The following is an 18755-nucleotide window of genomic DNA, read 5'->3' as shown; positions in this document are numbered from 1 at the left end:
AGTGATGTGATTCAAAAGCGCTGCGAACTGCGTCGTAAACCAAATTTAATTCAAAATCTATCGAAACTGCTTGTCCAACTCATGACGTGGACTGCGGATCGATAGCATGGCGACAGGATATGTGTTCCGGAAGTTTGTTCTTTCTGCAGCGTTCTCGCTGGCCCTAATCCTGTCCGCCGCCGCAACGCCTTTGCAACTCGTAACGCTTCAATATCCGCCTTACGAGTATCAGGATGGCGACAAGGTAGACGGCATCGTCGTCCGCTTGCTGCACCACGCTTTTGAACAGCTGGGACGGGACATAGAAATTACGGTCCTTCCATGGAAGCGCGCTCAACTCATGGCCAAAAAAGGCCAAGTCGACGGCATATTCACCGTATATGAGACCACTGAGCGGCTGAAGTACCTCGACTATTCCAAGAAGGTCCTTATCCCACAAACAGTCTCCTTATGGGCGCTTCGCGAAACCGAAGTTGCCTATGATGGGACCATGGAAAGCCTTGCGGATCTTTCAATCGGCCTTGTTCTTGGAGTGAGCTACGGCGAAAAAGCCGACCGGGCGCTCAAGAGCGGTGCTTTGAAACACCTGGAGTATGCGCCGGACAGCGCGCAGAACATCAAGAAACTTCTGGCAGGCCGCACATCTGTGGTCATCATGAACCGCTACGGCGCCCTGCACCATTTGCACCTTCAAGACGGCTTTGAACGGGTCAAAGAACTGACGCCCGAAATCTCTTCGGTTCCCTCCTATGTGGCCTTCTCGAAACTTCGAAATCACACGGTGCTGAGAGACCAGTTCGATCAAGTCTTGGAGACCATGATCGCCTCTGGCGACTATGCGCGGATCATCGACGACTACTTTGCTGAAAAATCGGCAAAAACACAGTTTTGACATTTCCGCCCGGGTGGCGGTTCGAGACGTCCAATTTCTGTCCCGCAGGTTGGGCGTCAAAGCCAAGGATGGAGGCACACATGAAGCGACTCGCACACATTACTCTGATTGCAATGGGACTGGCGTTCTGCGCAACAGCGGTCAAAGCAGAAACTGTCAGACTTGTGACCCTTGAGTACCCGCCCTACCAGTATGCGGCCGGATCTGATGCCGACGGCATCGTCGTGCGCATCCTGCGCGAGGCATTTGCCAAAATGAACGCGGACATCAGCATTGAGGTGTTGCCCTGGAAACGGTCTCTGAAGATGGTCGAAACCGGCGATGCCGATGCCATATTCACCGCCTATAAGACCGCCGAACGGGAAACCTTCCTCGACTATTCCAAAACCGTTCTGATGCCGCAGGTCGTCTCCGTTTGGGTCAACAAGGACAAGAGCGTTGCATTTGATGGCAGCATGGACAGTTTAAGTGATGTCTCGATCGGCCTCGTCGACGGGTTGAGCTACGGCGGCACGGTTGATGACGCTATCAAATCAGGTGTTTTGACGTCTCTCGACTACGCCCCGGAAAGCTCCAACAACATCAAAAAGCTCATGGGTGGGCGGATCGATGCCGTCATCATGAACAAGTACGGCGCCATGCATCACCTGAAAAACCTGGGCGGTCTGGAGAAAGTCGCAGAGCTCGAGCCGGAGCTGTCTTCTGTTCCGTCTTACATTGCTTTTTCAAAAGCCAACAATCTGGCCGGTATGCGGGATGAACTCGACACCGTCCTGCAAGGCATGATCGACAGCGGCGAGTATCAAAGCATCATCGACGCTTATTTCGCCCAGTAACCGAATGCTCCAACCTTGCGCGGCCCCGCCCCTTTTGGTGGGGCCCTTTCTTTATGCCGGTTCAAAGAGCTCAACAACGTTTCCGGATGGATCCCGGCACAGGATCTGTTTTCCGCCGGGCCCGATGACGATGTCGTTGAGAAACGGGAATTCTTTCTGCCCGAGCTCGGTCACAAGCGTTTCCAGATCAGCCACAATAAGGACGCAGCGGTTCCACCCTCCAGATTGCGGGACAGTTCCATCTGCCATCGGCTTTGACGCAGACGCCATTGGCCCCGCCAGCCAGAGCTCAAGATCATCGCGCTTGAGAATCGCCATCGCCGGCCCAAATTGCTGTTTCAGGTTAAATCCGAGTTGATCCCGATAGAAGGAGACGGCCTCATCGACATTTTCAACAAGATACCGGAAATGCGCCACTGAAGTCCTCCATTCGGAATACAACCAGTAATTATAACCTAGCGCCTCATCATACGGCTGTCATTTATACCGATAATCACCGCAGACACGACTTCGTGCACTTAAAAACGATCTATCGCGTCAAGCGCGTATAATTTGACCCCACACGCTTAGCCTACATATCCTTACAATCTTTCCGTGAAACTCAGGTGTCAATGCACCCTTTCAAATTGGAATTTTGTGAGGAACAGGAGATGCACAAAAGCAGCAGTGGCCCGCGCGCGGACCAAGTGCGCTGCGACACAATCTTCACTTACATCTTCATGCTGGTAATGTCTGCGCTGGCCACACTGAGCCCGCCGGATGCCGCGTTTTCCAGAAATCTCAGCCCGAAGTTTCCGGCCGCATACTATGCCGAACAAGGCAACAAATACTTCGACACACTAGACAGCTATGCGTCCCGCGCCTCAAAGCCCAACTATTCCACCCATGTGATCCGGTGGGAGTGGCCTCCCTGGCTGTACCTGACCGGTCACAAGGACCACTGGATGACGATGGACCGGTTGCTTGTGCTCTATCCGACGCGCGTCCTGAACCGGGACTGCCGCAGTTTTAAGGTCCAACCTTTCAGCCGGTGCCGGGTCACTTTCCACTATGAGTGGATCGATTCCTATGTCGGTATTTATCAGGAGTTCACCTTCAACGATTACGGGCAAATCACCTTCATCGAAGCATGGACCGATGAAGCCGGTTTTCTCCCGATGAATGCAACAGTTGACCGTTGGGCCGAAGGAAAAGCGGTGAACAGGCTGTCGACCCGCGTACCAGGCCTTGGCCGCGCTGATGGGAGGTATCAAGCCATACCGCCACAGCACCTTGCCCGTGTCGACCGCGATCTGCGAAACCTGCAGATCCGTCTCCGGGTCCCGGTGATCGCATGGCTGGTCGAAAGCGTGCGGTTCACTTTCAACGCCTAAGTGATTTTGGTCCGCGGATGCCGGTCTTCCAATTAGCCTCGGCGACGGCCGCGGCGGCGGCCGGACCCAGCACCCTCGCCTTCTGCTGCGCGTGCTGCATCGGCTTCCTTGTTGGGCGGAGACACAAGCGGTCCAATCTCTGAAATCACCTGTTCGAGCGTCGGACGCACACCCTTTTTGTAGTCGTCAAGCGCAAGACGCATTGCCTTCAAATGGGATGGAGACGTGCCACAACATCCACCGACAATGCGCGCTCCTGCGTCCAAAGCCATGCGGGCGTAGTCCGCCATCAGTTCTGGTGTACCTGTATAGACCACCTCATCCCCCTTGATTTGGGGAATGCCGCAATTGGCCTTGGCAACGACAACCGCGTCCGGATAAGCCTCGGTGATCTCCATGATGGCCGCCAGCAAATCGGAAGCACCGACGCCGCAGTTCGACCCGATGGCAACCGGCGTGCAGGCAAACTGGCTCTGGAGATCGCCAAGCCCCTTCGGCGACAGACCCATCATGGTTTTGCCAGCCGTATCAAAACTAGCGGTGATGACCAAGGGCATATCAAACCCTTGAGCAGCTTCCGCCGCAGCTTTCATTTCCTCGATTGCGGACATGGTCTCGACCCAGAGCACATCCACACCGCCCTCAACAAGCCCTTCGATCTGTTCCCGAAAGGCCTCAACGCCCTCTTCGTAGGACAGAGCACCGAGCGGCTGGAACAGTTCGCCCGTTGGACCGATCGAACCGCCGATGAGAACGTCCCGGCCAGACTGTGCAATGACATCCTTCGCAAGGTCGACAGCAGCGATATTCAGTTCCTTCACGCGGTCCTGCGCGTTGTGAAGCTTCAACCGGTGGCGGTTGCAGCCGAAGGTGTTCGTCAGAATGATGTCGGACCCTGCATCGACGAACGACTTATAGAGCGCCTTGATCTTTTGCGGTTCGTCCGTGTTCCAGAGTTCCGGCGCGTCGCCGGACACCAGCCCCATATCGAACAAGTTGGTGCCCGTTGCCCCGTCCGCCAGCAATGCACCTTTTTGAGCGAGGAAATCTTCAAACTTCGACATGTCTTTTTGGTCTTTCCGAGTCGTCTCGAGCCCGAAGGCAAATCTGAGGCCTGCAATAGCAGACCCCGCGCGGATGTCCACGCGGGGTTTTGTTTTTCCGGTTCGTCGGCTGTTCCAGCCCTGCGCTGGGAGCTAACCAGTTGTCTGATGGCCCCGGTTAAAGCCCGGGACCGCGGTCAATATACACCGCGCCTTAGCTGCGCGGTTTGGCGTTCTCTGGATCGTAAAGCGGCGCATAGCCGACACCGGCAACTTCCACCGGGTAGCTTTCGGAGAAGTACTCCACCTGGAGCTTGCGGCCGACTTCGCAGTATTCCTGCGGGAGATAAGCCAGTGCAATGTTCTTGCCGATAGTCGGGCCATAGGCGACCGAAGTGGTGTAGGAAATCCGGCCGAGCTCATCGACCAGTGTTTTGCCTGTCACCGGATCCTGAACCGGCATCGTGCCGACCGGGAACCGCTCGACGCCGCTGGCATCGGTGTTCTCCTGCATCACCAGCGTGCAGAGCATCGCAGGTTGCTTGTCGCGCGCCCGGTATTCCAGATGCTTTTCCTTACCCCGGAAATCGGCTTCCTTGACCTTCGGACGGGCCAGATCCGCCTCATAGAGGTTATACTGGGTTAGAAGGTCAGCGTTTTGGAGACGCAGGGATTTTTCCAGGCGCCGAGAGTTGGCGTAGGTCTCAACACCAACGGCCATGATACCTTCCGCGCGCAGCGCGTCCCAGACAGCCAGGCCGTCTTCGTACTTCATGTGAAGTTCCCAGCCCTGCTCGCCAACGTAAGACAAGCGAAGCGCGGACACCTTTTTGCCGGCGATTTCCAGATTGCGGATCGCGGCAAACGGGAAGTTTTCTGGATCAAGAGCAGCTGGATCGGACACGACTTTCTTTAGATTTTCACGGGCATTCGGACCCCAGATGCCGATGGTCGTGTACTCTTCACTGACATCGGTCACCGTGACATCGAAACCTTTGTCTTCCGCAATGCGCTTCACATAATGGTAGTCACGCGGACCGGCATCGGCGCCATCAACAATCCGGCAGCGGTCTTCCATACGGAAAATGGTGAGGTCCGCGCGGACATTGCCTTCATCATCGAGGAAGTGCGTGTAGATGCCTTTGCCGATGTTGTTGTCGCCGCCGATCTTAGCCGCGCACAGCCATTCCATCAGTGCAACATGGTCCGGACCTTCCACATCGAACATGTAGAAGTGCGACAGGTTGATGATGCCGCAGTCTTCGGAGAGCGCCAGCTGCTCGGCATTGGAAACCCGCCAGAAGTGCCGGTTGTCCCACTCGTTTTCGCGGACCGGAACATTGTTGCCGTATTTCTCCAACAGGTGCTCGTTGGCCGCGTAGCCGTGCGCCCGCTCCCAGCCGCCGAGCTCCATGAAGTAACCGCCAAGCTCCACCTCACGCTCATAGAACGGCGAGCGCTTGATGTTGCGTGATCCGGCATAAGGCTCGCGCGGGTGGATTGCCGGGAAGTAGATCTTCTGTGCCGCCTCGTAGCACCGGTCTTCGATGAATTTTTCTGTCATCTGGTGCGGATAGAACCGGGAATAATCGATACCTGCGTGATCGATCTCAGTGCGGCCGTCGGTCATCCAGTCTGCAATCAGCTTGCCATAGCCCGGACCGTCCTTGACCCAGATGGCAACGCAGTACCAAAGACCGCGCACTTTCTGGCTTTCGCCGCAGGATGGACCACCAGCGGCCGACACCTGCAACAGGCCGTTAAACGACCAAGTCTCGTTGTAGCCGAGTTCGCTGAGGATCGGGGTCAGTTCCATCGCCTTTTCAAGCGGCTCGATGACCTGCTCCAGCTCCAAGTCGCGCTGCGATGGTGACAGGCGCGCCTCTTCCTTGGACTGAAGATCACGCGGGTGGCACATGCGCGGATTGGTTGTCTCGTAGTAGCCCCACTCGATCTGGCCGCCTTCGGTGGTTTTCGGATCGCCCGTATCGCGCATATAGGCGGAGTTGCCCTGGTCGCGGAGTAGCGGATAACCAATGTCCTTGCCAGTGCCCTCAAACTCGTTGAACGGACCGAAGAATGTCAACGGGTGGTCCACCGGCATGACCGGCAGATCCTCACCCACCATGTTTGCGATCAGGCGGCCCCAAAGACCGGCACATACAACAACATGATCGGCCATGATCGTGCCGCGGTGGGTTTTCACACCGGTGATCTTGCCGTCCTCGACGATAAGGGACTGCGCCGGTGTGTTGGCGAAGGATTTCAGCTTTCCGCTTTCAACGCCCATGTCGACCAACCGGCCCGACAGTGCCTGGGACCGCGGCACAACAAGACCGGCGTCCGGGTCGTAGAGGCCGCCCTGAACCTGATCTTCCTCGATCAGCGGAAACATTTCCTTGATTTCGGAGGGTGTGACGAGGCGGACATTGGTGCCAAATGCCTTGCCAGAGGTCACCTTGCGCTTGATTTCCTCCATCCAGGCATCGTCGCCGGTCCGGGCAATTTCCAGCCCGCCGACGCGCTCGTAGGCGCCCATCTTGTCGAAGAAATCGACGGAATAGAGCGAGGTCCATGTGGACAAGAAGTCGTGGCTGGTGGTGTAGCAGAAGTCTGAAGCGTGGGCGGTGGAGCCGACGTCGGTTGGAATGCCAGACTTGTCGATGCCGACAATGTCCGTCCAGCCGCGCTCGATCAGGTGATGCGCAACCGAAGCGCCGACGATGCCGCCGAGACCAACGATGACGACCTGTGCCTTGTCAGGAAAAGCTGACATGTTTCATTCCTCTTCAAAAGGCAGGAAGCGCTGTGCTTAAACGCGCTCCCCTCCGCTTGTTCCATCCACGAAGGATATTCTTCTGCACCCCGGAGCCATTGCCCCGCCGATTTGGCCGCCAGTATTGCGACACTCGGGAGGGCAAAGTAGCTCAATTGCGTCATGGGAGCATGTTGCGACGACACGCAGCAGAATTTCAGCCCGGCAAACCGCGGCCGTCCGACGCAGCGGCCGGAACCGCCGCAATGACGGAATTAGGGCATGATAGGACGCATCCACACCAAGATCGCTGGCCAAGCCCTCTAAGACTTGACATAACGACACAAATTTTTCTGTTCAGGGAGCCCCACAATGTCAGACGCCGCCGTCAGCACCGGCCGCCGTGGCCGATCCGCCCGCCGCGAAAGACGCACCGCCACGTCCGGAGGCGTCGGCGCTCCTTATATCAGCCGGGGCATTCCGAATTACGAAGTGCTCAGCGATGAGGGCGCAGCCACCATTGAGGCCAACGCGGATCGCATCCTTGCTGAGATCGGACTGGAGTTCCGTGAGGATCCGGACGTTTTGAACATCTGGAAGATTGCCGGCGCTGAAGTTGACGGTGAACGGGTTCGCTTTCCGAAAGGCATGCTGCGCGAAATCCTGAAAACGGCTCCATCGCAGTTCACCCAGCATGCCCGCAATCCGGCCCGCAATGTGGAAATCGGTGGCAACAATCTGGTGTTTGCACCGGTCTACGGCCCCCCCTTCGTCACCGACCTTGACCAGGGCCGCCGCTACGGCACGATCGACGACTTCCGCAATTTCGTGAAGCTCGCTTACATGTCACCGTGGATGCACCATTCCGGCGGTACCGTGTGTGAGCCGGTCGATCTGCCAGTGAACAAGCGTCACTTTGATATGGTCTATTCCCATATCAAATATTCCGACAAGCCGTTCATGGGATCGGTCACAGCGCCGGAACGTGCAGAAGATTCGGTCCGCATGGCGCAGATCACGTTCGGCGAAGACTTCGTTGACCAGAACTGCGTGATGATCCAGCTGATCAACGCCAATTCACCTTTGGTATTCGACGCGACCATGCTGGGCGCACTCAAGGTCTATGCCCGGAACAATCAGGCTTGCATCGTCTCGCCGTTTATTCTGGCCGGCGCGATGAGCCCGGTGACCGTTGCAGGTACCCTGGCACAGGTTCTGGCCGAGGCATTGGCCGGCTGCGCCCTCACCCAGCTGATCCGACCGGGCGCTCCGGTCGTCTTTGGTGCATTCGTGAGCTCCATTTCCATGCAGTCTGGTGCGCCGACCTTCGGCAGCCCGGAAGGCTCGCTCCTTTTGAACGGCGCAGCAAAGCTTGCCCGCCGCGCCGGTCTTCCGTTCCGTTCCGGTGGATCGTTCACCGCGTCCAAACTGCCGGATGCCCAGTCCGCTCAAGAATCAGCCCAAACGATTACCGCGACCGTTCAGGGCGGCGTGAACTTCTGCCTGCACGCAGCTGGTTGGCTCGAAGGCGGCCTTTGCTCGTCCTATGAAAAGTTCATCATGGATGCCGATCAGCTCGGCATGATGCATGTCCTGGCCAAAGGCATCGACGTCAACGACGAGTCGCTCGCGATGGACGCTTTGGAAGAAGTCGGTCCCGGAGGCCACTTCCTGGGCGCAGCTCACACACAGCGCAATTTCGAGAGCGCGTTCTACCGGTCCAGCGTTGCGGACAACAATTCCTATGAGCAGTGGCTCGCGGATGGTGAACTGGACGCGGCAAAACGGGCCAACAAGATCTGGAAAGAGCAACTCGCGGCTTATACAGGCCCTGCTCTCGATCCGGCCATCGACGAAGCACTGCTGGACTTCATGGCAGAGCGTAAAGCGTCCTTCCCGGACAGCAACGTTTAAATCGCCCGGAGTGATACGATGAAAGGCTGCTGTCTTTGTGGTCGTGTCACCTATGAAGTAACGGGGCCATTGCGCCCCGTTATTGCTTGTCATTGCGTCCAGTGCCGCAAGACATCCGGTCATTTTGTCGCCGCCACACAGGCGGCGAAGAAAGACCTCCACATTCAGGGCGAAGACAATCTGACCTGGTTTCAATCATCCGATAGCGCTCGGCGTGGTTTTTGTGCAGCCTGCGGAAGCCAGCTGTTCTGGGAGCCGGACGGCCAAGACGCGGTGTCGATTATGGCCGGCACACTGGACGGCCCCACCGGCCTTCAGATCAGCCATCACATTCACACCGATACCAAGGGTGACTACTACCAGTTACCGGATCCTGCCTCCGAGTGACCTCCCGCGGCGCCGTCTTACCGGCAAGGGAAACGCGAAAACGCATTGATCAGATTACCGGTTTGCTTGTTTGCCACGTTGGTCTAACCTGCCGCCCACTCCTGCCAGCAGGTTCTGCAAAATGCACCCGGAAACGTGATAGGTGACCATGTCCTCTGAAACCGCGCACGTCCAAAAACTCGCCGACGATCTGACCCGCTGGCTGACGGAAGACGCATTGCCCGCCTGGCACGCAGGCGGCGTAATTTCAGACACGGGCGAGTGTTACGAAACCATAGACCTTGCAACCCAGCAAGGCGTGCCCAAAGACCGCCGGGCGCGTGTTATTCCACGGCAAATCTACTCGTTTCTTGAAGGGGCCCGGCTTGGCTGGACGGGCCCGTCGGAGAGCATAGCAACCCGGCTCTGGGCCTGGTTTTCGGACACCTACCGGTTGCCGGACGGCACCTTTGCGGCCACCGCGGCTATGGACAACACCCTGACCGATGCGCGCTTCGATCTCTATAATCAGGCGTTCGTGCTTTTTGCGTTGGCCCACATGGCCGACAAGATCCCGGCCTGCGCAAGCAGCGCCGAAGCAGATGCAAAGTCACTCGTTGAGGTATTGGTCAAAAGCTACAAGCACCCGGTCATCGGGTTCCGGGAAGACAATCCGGACCGCATCCCGTTGCGTGCCAATCCCCACATGCACCTGTTTGAAGCTGCACTGGCTTGGGAAAGCGTCTCCAACGACCCGATGTGGTCGGGTATGGCGGATGAGTTGGCCGAGCTGGCTCTTACCAAACTGATCGACCCGGTGAACGGTGGATTGCGCGAGTTTTTCGATCTTCACTGGGGGCCTTTGCCCGGAGACGAAGGACGGATTTTGGAGCCCGGCCACCATTTTGAATGGGCCTGGCTGCTGGTCCGGTGGGGCACAAGCCGGGCCGACGCGGATGCACTTGTCGCAGCACGGCGGCTCTACGACATCGGCTGGACCTACGGCATTGACGAAAGCCGCGGCGCAACCTTCATGTCGATCAACGACGACTTCAGCGCGCGCGACCCAGTCGCACGGCTCTGGGGTCAGACGGAATGGATCAAGGCCGCCATTGCCTTGGCCGGGATTTCGGTCGGCGCGGAACGTGAGGCCTATACGGCCGACATTTCGCTCTCGGTTGCAGCGCTAACAGCTTATTTTGAGGACGTGCCCGCCGGCCTTTACCGGGACAAGTGGCACGTGGACGGCTCGTTTGAAGACGAGGCCGCTCCTGCCAGTTCGCTCTATCACATCGTCTGCGCCATTTCAGAACTGAACGCCTTCGCCAAGTCGCTGTAACTGCGACTTGAACATGAATGGCGAATGCAGAGCACGATAAGACGTTTTCCGCATTTTACAAAAGCAACGGGCGCTCTATAGCTGTTCACCGGATAGGATTCGATAACCGATCTGAGGTTCAAAGGGAGGCGGAATGCCACAAGCTCAAATCATTGACGGAAAAGCTATTGCAGAATCCGTGCGTGGTGAAATCACCGAACGCGCAGCAAAGCTGTTGAGCGAAACCGGCAAACGCCCCGGCCTTGCGGTTGTTCTTGTCGGAGAAGACCCGGCAAGTCAGGTCTATGTACGCAACAAGGACCGCGCTGCCGAAGCGTGTGGCTTTCATTCCGTGAAACACACCATGCCTGCCGACTCCAGCGAAGACGCAGTGCTAGGCATGGTCGATCAGCTGAACAACGATCCGGACATTCACGGCATCCTCGTGCAGCTTCCCCTGCCCGGGCATATTGATGAAAGCAAGGTTCTGCGCCTGATCAAGCCGGAAAAGGATGTCGACGGCTTTCACCCGATCAATGTTGGTCTTCTGACCGCCGGCGAACGCGACAGCGCGCTCGTCCCCTGCACGCCTGCGGGCAGTCTTGTATTGTTAAAGCGCACCCTCGGCGACACTTTGTCCGGCAAGAATGCTGTTGTCGTCGGCCGGTCGAACATCGTCGGAAAGCCGATGGCTTCGCTGCTACTGCAGGAAAGTTGCACCGTCACCATCGCCCATAGCCGTACCAAAGACCTACCCGACGTTGTTCGCGCCGCAGATATTGTCGTTGCAGCCGTCGGACGGCCGGAGATGATCAAGGGCGATTGGATCAAACCGGGGGCCACAGTGATTGATGTTGGCATCAACCGGATCCCGGCACCGGAAAAGGGTGAAGGCAAAAGCCGTCTTGTCGGCGATGTCGCCTTTGACGAAGCCGCAGAACACGCCGGCGCCATCACGCCGGTACCTGGCGGCGTCGGACCGATGACGATTGCCATGTTGATGGTCAACACGCTAACCGCCGCCCGACGGCTCATGGGCCTACCGGAAGACGAGCCGCTTTTTTAGCTGTTCCGTTAGGTCAAACCGCCGCCTTGCATTCGGCCTGCCGCCATGGTCTATCAATGTTGACAGCCTCTTAACCATGGCCAACTAAGCTGCGCCATGTAGGGACTGCAATTGCAGATAAGTTGATGGCATGACAAAGGACGCTAAGTGCTTGGTCATGCCGACTTTAAACCTGAACAGGCGGCAGTGAGTGAAGGGTCTACCGTCTCAAGCGTCCGGACATGTCCGGCGCCTGCGCTCAAGCGCAAGAGATGCGCGCGTAAACACGAAGAACGCGGCACCCTTTCTGCTGTCCACTTCTTCACTGCTAGTTCTCAGCGTTGTAGCACCGCTCGCATTGGCTCCACAGCCCGCACATTCATTTGAAATCTTCGGCTGGAAGTTCTTTGAAAACGGCAAGGAAGAAGAGGCCGCCGTCCCGGACCCCATCGCCTATGAGGCAGAGGTTGCTGTATCTGAGCGCAGTGATGCTGATCTGACCAAGGAAATGACCGCCACGTCGCTTTTGGTTCAGCAAGTGAAGAAACCGCCCTCAGGCGAAGCCGGACTGATTGCCCGGTCCTTGTCGGACCGGGAACGTTTGATTGCCCGCCTTTATGCCGATGGGCGCTACGGAGGCACGGTCAGCATTTCGCTCAATGGACTGCCGCTCGAAAGCGCGCTTGAACGCGCCGGCTTGCCGGACGGGCGGCCGGTTCAGGTCAAGGTCCTGGTCGACCCAGGCCCGGCTTTCACGTTCGGGACCGTCACTGTGCAGAGCCAGGGCAACGAACTCTCGTCCGATCCTGCCTTTTGGGGACTCGCCCCTGGCGACCCGGCAGGATCCGGCAAGATCCTGAGTGCCGAGCGGCGCATCGTCACGATGTTGCGCGGACGCGGGTATCCGGAAGCAAAGATCGCAGAGCGCCGGATAACCGCGGACCACAGCTCCGACCGATTGGACGTCGCCCTGATCGCTGATGCCGGTCCAAAGGCAAGGTTCGGCAAGGTGACGGTCTCAGGCACCGAGGTCACAAAGCCGGAGTTTGTGGTCCAGCAGGCGATGATCCCGGAAGGCGGTGTTTATTCGCCCGAAGACATCTCGCGCGCTCGAAAGCGTTTGAACGACCTTGGCATCTTTTCCTCCATCCGGTTTGTCGAAGGTGACATCGCAAGACCGGACGGTACCTTGCCGATCACCATCCAGGTTACCGAACGCAAACGCCATGTCATCGGTGCGGGCGCCTCCTGGTCCAGCACCGAAGGCTTCAGTGCGGAAGCTTACTGGCGCCGCCGCAACCTGTTTGGCGGCGGGGAAACCCTGTCGGTCGAAGGCTCTATTGGCCGGATCGGGTCTGAGAGCATTGGCAATCAGGAATACTCTGCCCGCATTGCGTTTGAAAAACCCGGTGTTTTCGGACCGCTCACCAGCTTCACGACCAGCCTGCAAGCCAAGCAGGAAAACCCGGATGCCTACATCAGCCGGACGCTAACCTATGACGCGTTCTTGAGCCGGGAGTTCAGCGAACAGGTCAAGGGCCGGGCCGGGTTTGAAATCCAGTATGCCGACGAAGAAGACGCTTTTGGTGACAACCAGTATCTTCTGGTCGGGCTTCCGGCGGATCTGACCTTCGACAACCGGGACGACAAGCTCAACCCGTCAAAGGGTGTCTTTGCCGCCCTCTTTGGCGAGCCGGCCTACGATGCCAAGAACGGCAACGGAATGGGTTTCCTCCAAGGAACCGTTTCAAGCTACTACGCCCTGGATGAAGCAAAACGCTTTATTCTTGCCGGCAAGCTGTCCGCCGGATCAATCATCGCACCGTCTGTGTCGGCCGTGCCAGCAAACCGCCGTCTCATTGCAGGCGGCGGCGGGTCTATCCGCGGCTACGCCTACCGCAACGTTGGCCCGCGGCTAAATGGTGAAGTTGTCGGTGGGCGCTCGCTGATCGAGATGTCCGGCGAAGTTCGCGTCAGGATCACCGAGACGATCGGCGTCGTCGGCTTTGTCGATGCGGGCAATGCTTATGAAGATACCATTCCTGATTTTTCTGACGGCCTGAAGATAGGCGTGGGCGCCGGACTGCGTTACTTTACGCCCATAGGTCCCCTGCGAGTCGATGCGGCCGTCCCGCTCGACCCGGAACAGGACGACCCGAGTTTTGCCCTTTATGTTGGACTAAGCCAGGCCTTCTAACGCCGATGCGTTTTGTAAATCTAGCCCTCAGGATCATTGGACTGCTGGTCGCACTGGCGGTCGCAATCCCAGTTGTCGCAATCGCAATCCTGCAATTTCCTGGAGGACGGACCCTTGTTTCCAACATGGTGAGTGATCTTGCATCCTCACCGGCCCAAACCATCTCTGTCGAAGACCTTTATCTTGGGTTTGACCTCGACCTTTCGGCCAAACGTATTGCGCTCGGCGATGACTTGGGCACCTGGCTCGAAGCGGATGATTTAAACGTTTCATGGTCGCCGCTTCAGCTCATCTCCGGCACACTGCAAGTCAATGACATCTCAGCCTCCCGGTTCGACCTGAACCGGCTGCCCGCTGCTTCGCAAGAGGCGCAGCCCACCGAAAGTGCCGATGAAACGGAAACATCTTTCGCGCTTCCGCTTGATGTTGAGCTCGGGTCGCTCACCATCTCAGAGATCAATCTCGGCGAGCCGCTTCTTGGGACCCCGATCGCACTGGCGGTGACCGGCTCGGGCAGTGCCGCGATGGATCCGGCTGTCTTTTCGGCAAATCTGGACGTCAAACGGATCGACGGTGTGGACGCGCATCTCAGCGCAAAAGCAGAGTTCGCACCATCGGAAGAAACCCTCGCCTTCGACATCAAGGTGTCCGAACCGCGCGGTGGTTTGGCAGCCCGTGTGCTGGATGTTCCAGACCTTCCGGCCCTCGGTCTTGAGCTGATCGGCAGTGGTCCGCTCAACGAGTGGGCCGCAGATCTCCGCATCGCGCTCGATGGACGCCAGACGGTCTCGGGCACTGCCAAGCTTGCCGAAACTGCGGCGGCACGCCACTTGACCTTTGATCTTGACGGCGACCTCGCCCCCTTGGCGCCGCCCGAGGCGCACGCATTTTTGCTCGGGACCACCAACGCAACCGGCAAGGCAGATTTCACACTGGATTTTGCTCCGCAATCCGGCGCGATCAACCTGAAAACACAGACCGTTTCCCTATCAGCCCAAGGAGCGCTTGAAAACAACCGCTTGTCGGCCGATGCCGACCTGGCTGTCAGCGCGGGCGGAGATTCTCTGATTGCGCTCGATCTCGGTGACCGGCGGATTGCCTTCGGACCACTGACGGTCAAACTCTCCGCAAATGGCGACATGTCGTCGGTCGCCTGGTCAACGGATATTGGACTGGCCTCGTTCGAAACCACCGAAATCCGCAGCGGTCAGATCCAACTGGCGGCAAAGGGAAGCGGCGCAAATCTCACCCCGGACGTGCTGACGGCCCCCTTTGATCTCTCCCTGACTGCTGATGGTTTGCAGGGCCTGATGACTGAAATCCAGTTTGTCACGGGTGCTTTGGCACTCAACTCCAATGGATCGATCAATAGCACATCGCAAACACTTAATCTCAGCGCTCTCGCCCTCACCTCCGGTTTTGTGAACCTTAATCTATCCGATACTGAGCTGGGTGCGGAAAAGGCGTCCGGCAATGGTCGGCTGACCCTGTCCGATCTAAGCCGCTTTTCACAACTCGCTGGACAAGATCTAGGCGGTGCTGTGACGGCAAGCGTGGATTTCGACCTGGACCCGTCAGCGCTGGAAGGAACAGCAAATCTTCAGGCCGTCGCGCAAGATCTCAGGACAGGTACGGTGCAAGCCGATGCGCTGCTCACTGGCCGAACGGACATGAAAGGTACCGTCAAACTTGCCGGTGTGGACGATGTCTCGGTTGAAGATCTGACGGTCACAAACACCAATTTGACCCTGGCCGGATCTGCCGATTATGTATCGGGCGCCCTTGCCTCTGACATCACCTTGGCCCTCCCCGATCTCGCTTTGGCGGATCCGCAGTTGGGCGGTGCGCTGGACTTGCGCGCTGAAACATCCGGCCCGCTTGACCGGCTGGACATCACCGCGGATGTGAAATCCAAACAGATCCTCCTGGCCGGCACTCCTCTCGACAATCTGGAACTGGACATCGAGGCGACCGCTGATCCGTCGGCGCCGTCCGCGAGTGTCAATGGGTCCGCGGACCTGAATGGGCAGACCGTCTCGGTTGATGTCGATCTCAAAAGCGCTGACGGCGCGGCGGAACTCAATCCGTTGGCCGTGAGAGTGGCGGAAAACACCATCTCCGGCGATCTTGCAGTGGCCGACTTGGAAAACTCTGTCGAGACACTGAGTGGTTCCTTGAAGATCGATGCGCCGAACCTTGCAGCGATCTCCCCCTTGGCCCTAACGGAGCTTGGCGGCCGCCTTGAAGGAACCCTTACCGCCGATCCTGATGCTGGAAAACTTCTGCTGGATCTCTCCGGTTCTGAAATCGACGTTCCTTCAGTCAACATCGGCAGTCTTCAACTGAAAGCCGACATCGCGCGTCCCTATGATCCCAAAACGGTGTCCGCCGATCTTGTCGTGAACGATCTGATCACGGCGGCAACCCCGGTGCGCAGTGTGGCCCTGACGGCAAAACCGCAAGGCGATGGAACGGCTCTGACCGCCGATGTAAAGCTCGAAGATGGTGCGCAAGATGGCCTCATCCTTGCAGCTGTCCTGTCCCAGCCCACTGCCACGAGTTATGCGCTCGCACTCAATCAGCTCGCGTTGAATTATCAGGGTATCGCCAGCCAACTGAAGCAGCCTGCCACGATCACATATGGTGATAGGACAACCGATATCACTCCGCTGGAACTTGCACTCGGTCAAGGATCGTTATCGATCTCAGGATCTGCAGGCGAGGCTCTGGGTCTGCAAGCCGATCTGAACGCAGTGCCCCTTTCACTGGCGAACGCTTTTGTGTCGTCACTCGGCATCGGCGGCACTTTGACGGGAACGGTCAATGCAAAAGGCAGCACATCAGCCCCGGAAGTTGACTGGGCGCTCTCCGGCAACGGCCTCACCGCATCTCCCTTGCGGGACAATGGGCTCTCAGCCCTGGCGCTAAACTCAAACGGCACTCTGATTAACAATCAGATATCCCAAACCACGAAGGTGTCCGACGCAAACGGACTGTCTATCAGCGCCAACGGCACCGTCGGACTGACTGCACCGCAGCCGCTTTCCATCACTGTAGACGGAACCATTCCGACTGCGGCCTTGAGACGGCCACTGCTGGAGGCGGGTATCCGCGCGGAAGGCGGAATAAGCTTGAACGGATCCATCGGTGGCAGTGCGCAATCTCCGGCCTATAATCTCACAGCGGCGCCATCCGGCCTCAAGGTAACCAGTCTTTCAACTGGTCTGACTGTGCAAAACATTCGCGGTTCGGCTAACGTCACCCAAGATCAAGCCTCGCTGAATGGTATTGCCGGTGATCTTGCAACAGGTGGGTCTTTGTCGGCATCTGGTACTGTCGGAATGAAAGACGGGTCGCCGGCCAATCTCAACCTTGCCCTCGACAAGGCGCGCTATATTGATCCAGGTCTGGTCAACGCAGAAGTCGATGCCAGCATTTCTGTCACTGGTCCCCTTGCCTCGACCTCCGCATCACCGCTGATCGGCGGCACGGTGACCATCAACAAGGCAGATGTCTCCATTCCAGAGTCGCTGCCCGGGGCAATCCCCGCGGTTGATGTCCGCCACCTCAATGCATCTGCGGCCGTCCGGCGCCAGGCTGAAGAGCTCGGCGGCGGCGACAGCGGGCGGCAAACCGAACAACGCAGCAACCCTCCACGCCTTGATGTTCTGGTATCGGCACCTGGCCGTATCTTCATTCGCGGACGCGGCCTTGATGCAGAACTACAGGGCAACTTGAAGATTGTCGGAACAACCGCCGATCCCCAAGCCATCGGCGCGTTTACCTTGCGCCGCGGCGTGCTGGACATCCTGACCCGCCGTCTGACGTTCTCCACGGGCCGTGCTACGTTTGAGGGCAGCCTCACACCATTTCTGGAGTTTGTAGCGACCACGACCGTGAGTGACACCACAATTACAATCACGGTCACAGGCGAAGCGGATGATCCACAGATCGCCTTCACATCCTCCCCGGAACTGCCACAGGATGAAGTCCTGGCACTTCTCTTGTTCGGCAAATCTGTCGGCAACCTGTCTGCCACTCAGATCGCCCAGCTTGGAGCGGCCGTTGCAACCCTGACCGGCGGCAGTGACAGCGGACCGCTTGCCCAGATCCGGAAGTCTCTCGGCCTTGATGCTATCGACATCGACACATCCGGCGAAGATGGACCATCGGTGTCGGTTGGCCGCTATATCAACGACAACATCTACTTGGGTGTCGAGCAAGGTACGTCCAGCGGCTCCAGCCGTGTGAAAGTCGACATTGACCTCGACCGCGGCCTAAAGGTTCGCGGCGAAGTCGGCGCAGATGGGTCGTCGAAAGCCGGAATATTCTTTGAGCGGGAGTATTGATGGTCGTTTTTATTGCCAATCGAAACTGTCAGACATGGCTAAACGATCACCGGCATTTTTAGCGAACCCGGCGCGGATTTCCGCCACACAAATTTCTTTTTCCGACAAAACGCCGGCTGACTGTTGCAGTGCACCGCCACAACGTGCGAGGGTCCGGCCCATGACCAATCTAAAGAAAATTGAAGTTCTGCAGGAAGACGATCAGACCGTTTATCCGGCCGTCGGCACACCTGTGGACACCGGAGCCAACTACATGTCGAACAGCAGCAGCGACTACACATTGGGCGAACGGATCTGCAAGGCACGGGACATTGCCGGACTGTCCACCGCCCAGCTTGCGCGCCGCCTCGGCATCAAAACTTCCACTTTGCAAAGCTGGGAGAGCGACCGCTCCGAACCGCGGTCCAACAAGCTGATCCTGCTGGCGGGCATTTTGAACGTCAGCCCGACCTGGCTTCTGGTTGGGCGCGGTTCGCCGCCTGTTGCAGAAGACACCACCGCAGATCTCGACAGCATGCGCGTTGCCCTTGATCGCATCCAGAAGCAGGCCCAGGCCCTTGCTGATGAAATCGCAACGCTGCAAAGCCGGCTTGGCGGCAGCTGATCCAGCGCAATCCCCGATCTTTTCAACGCATCTTCGTTCACCGCCCAAACACGGCCACGCCGT

Annotated in this window: 13 protein-coding genes; 10 read left to right on the top strand and 3 right to left on the bottom strand. The window is 57.9% G+C overall.

Going from position 1 to position 18755, the window contains the following annotated elements; translation table 11 throughout:
- The first annotated feature begins 106 nt into the window (after positions 1-106).
- Together ACQY4Z_RS22845 and ACQY4Z_RS22840 are read left to right on the top strand one after the other, a co-directional pair.
- Positions 107-892 (top strand): substrate-binding periplasmic protein, encoded by a 786-nt coding sequence (locus tag ACQY4Z_RS22845; protein ID WP_428525125.1) that lies wholly within the window; start codon positions 107-109, stop codon positions 890-892.
- Positions 893-972: 80 nt separating this feature from the next.
- Complete coding sequence (locus ACQY4Z_RS22840; protein ID WP_428525123.1) at positions 973-1728, top strand: substrate-binding periplasmic protein; 756 nt, start codon at positions 973-975, stop codon at positions 1726-1728.
- A 51-nt stretch (positions 1729-1779) separates the two neighbouring features.
- Here the strand turns inward: ACQY4Z_RS22840 and ACQY4Z_RS22835 are convergent, their stop codons facing one another.
- Positions 1780-2145, bottom strand: coding sequence for a VOC family protein (locus ACQY4Z_RS22835; protein ID WP_428525121.1), 366 nt, complete (start codon positions 2143-2145; stop codon positions 1780-1782).
- 233 nt (positions 2146-2378) lie between these two features.
- Here ACQY4Z_RS22835 and ACQY4Z_RS22830 point away from each other — a divergent pair, with 233 nt between their 5' ends.
- On the top strand, positions 2379-3101 hold the full coding sequence (locus tag ACQY4Z_RS22830) for a hypothetical protein (protein WP_428525119.1): 723 nt from the start codon (positions 2379-2381) through the stop codon (positions 3099-3101).
- 32 nt (positions 3102-3133) lie between these two features.
- On the opposite strand, the gene bmt is transcribed toward ACQY4Z_RS22830, so the two are convergent.
- Both bmt and ACQY4Z_RS22820 read right to left on the bottom strand, forming a co-directional pair.
- Complete coding sequence (bmt, locus tag ACQY4Z_RS22825) at positions 3134-4165, bottom strand: betaine--homocysteine S-methyltransferase (RefSeq protein WP_428525117.1); 1032 nt, start codon at positions 4163-4165, stop codon at positions 3134-3136.
- 193 nt (positions 4166-4358) lie between these two features.
- Positions 4359-6920: a GcvT family protein gene (locus ACQY4Z_RS22820; RefSeq protein WP_428525115.1), complete on the bottom strand. Its 2562-nt coding sequence runs from the start codon at positions 6918-6920 to the stop codon at positions 4359-4361.
- A gap of 351 nt (positions 6921-7271) precedes the next feature.
- Between ACQY4Z_RS22820 and ACQY4Z_RS22815 the strand changes: the two genes are divergently transcribed.
- The 7 genes from ACQY4Z_RS22815 to ACQY4Z_RS22785 all read left to right on the top strand — a co-directional run bounded on the left by ACQY4Z_RS22815 (position 7272) and on the right by ACQY4Z_RS22785 (position 18692).
- Positions 7272-8813 (top strand): trimethylamine methyltransferase family protein, encoded by a 1542-nt coding sequence (locus ACQY4Z_RS22815; protein ID WP_428525113.1) that lies wholly within the window; start codon positions 7272-7274, stop codon positions 8811-8813.
- Between the two features lie 18 nt (positions 8814-8831).
- Positions 8832-9200 carry a GFA family protein gene (locus ACQY4Z_RS22810; protein ID WP_428525111.1) on the top strand — a complete coding sequence of 123 codons (369 nt, stop codon included), beginning with the start codon at positions 8832-8834 and terminating at the stop codon, positions 9198-9200.
- A gap of 148 nt (positions 9201-9348) precedes the next feature.
- The gene (locus tag ACQY4Z_RS22805; protein WP_428529649.1) at positions 9349-10518 is read left to right on the top strand and encodes an AGE family epimerase/isomerase; all 1170 of its coding nucleotides are present in this window, start codon (positions 9349-9351) and stop codon (positions 10516-10518) included.
- A 133-nt stretch (positions 10519-10651) separates the two neighbouring features.
- Positions 10652-11563: a bifunctional methylenetetrahydrofolate dehydrogenase/methenyltetrahydrofolate cyclohydrolase FolD gene (folD, locus tag ACQY4Z_RS22800; RefSeq protein WP_420337410.1), complete on the top strand. Its 912-nt coding sequence runs from the start codon at positions 10652-10654 to the stop codon at positions 11561-11563.
- Between the two features lie 190 nt (positions 11564-11753).
- Entirely contained in the window at positions 11754-13739 is a 1986-nt protein-coding gene (locus ACQY4Z_RS22795) for an autotransporter assembly complex protein TamA (RefSeq protein ID WP_428525109.1), read from the top strand.
- Between the two features lie 5 nt (positions 13740-13744).
- Positions 13745-18088 (top strand): translocation/assembly module TamB domain-containing protein, encoded by a 4344-nt coding sequence (locus tag ACQY4Z_RS22790; RefSeq protein WP_428525107.1) that lies wholly within the window; start codon positions 13745-13747, stop codon positions 18086-18088.
- 160 nt (positions 18089-18248) lie between these two features.
- Positions 18249-18692, top strand: a complete 444-nt coding sequence (locus ACQY4Z_RS22785) for a helix-turn-helix domain-containing protein (RefSeq protein ID WP_428525105.1) — start codon at positions 18249-18251, stop codon at positions 18690-18692.
- The last annotated feature ends 63 nt before the right edge of the window (positions 18693-18755 follow it).

Source organism: Roseibium sp. (genome assembly GCF_965276855.1).
GTDB lineage: Bacteria > Pseudomonadota > Alphaproteobacteria > Rhizobiales > Stappiaceae > Roseibium.
The sequence above is the reverse complement of the archived record's forward strand: the minus strand, read 5'-3'. Positions and strand labels throughout refer to the sequence as shown.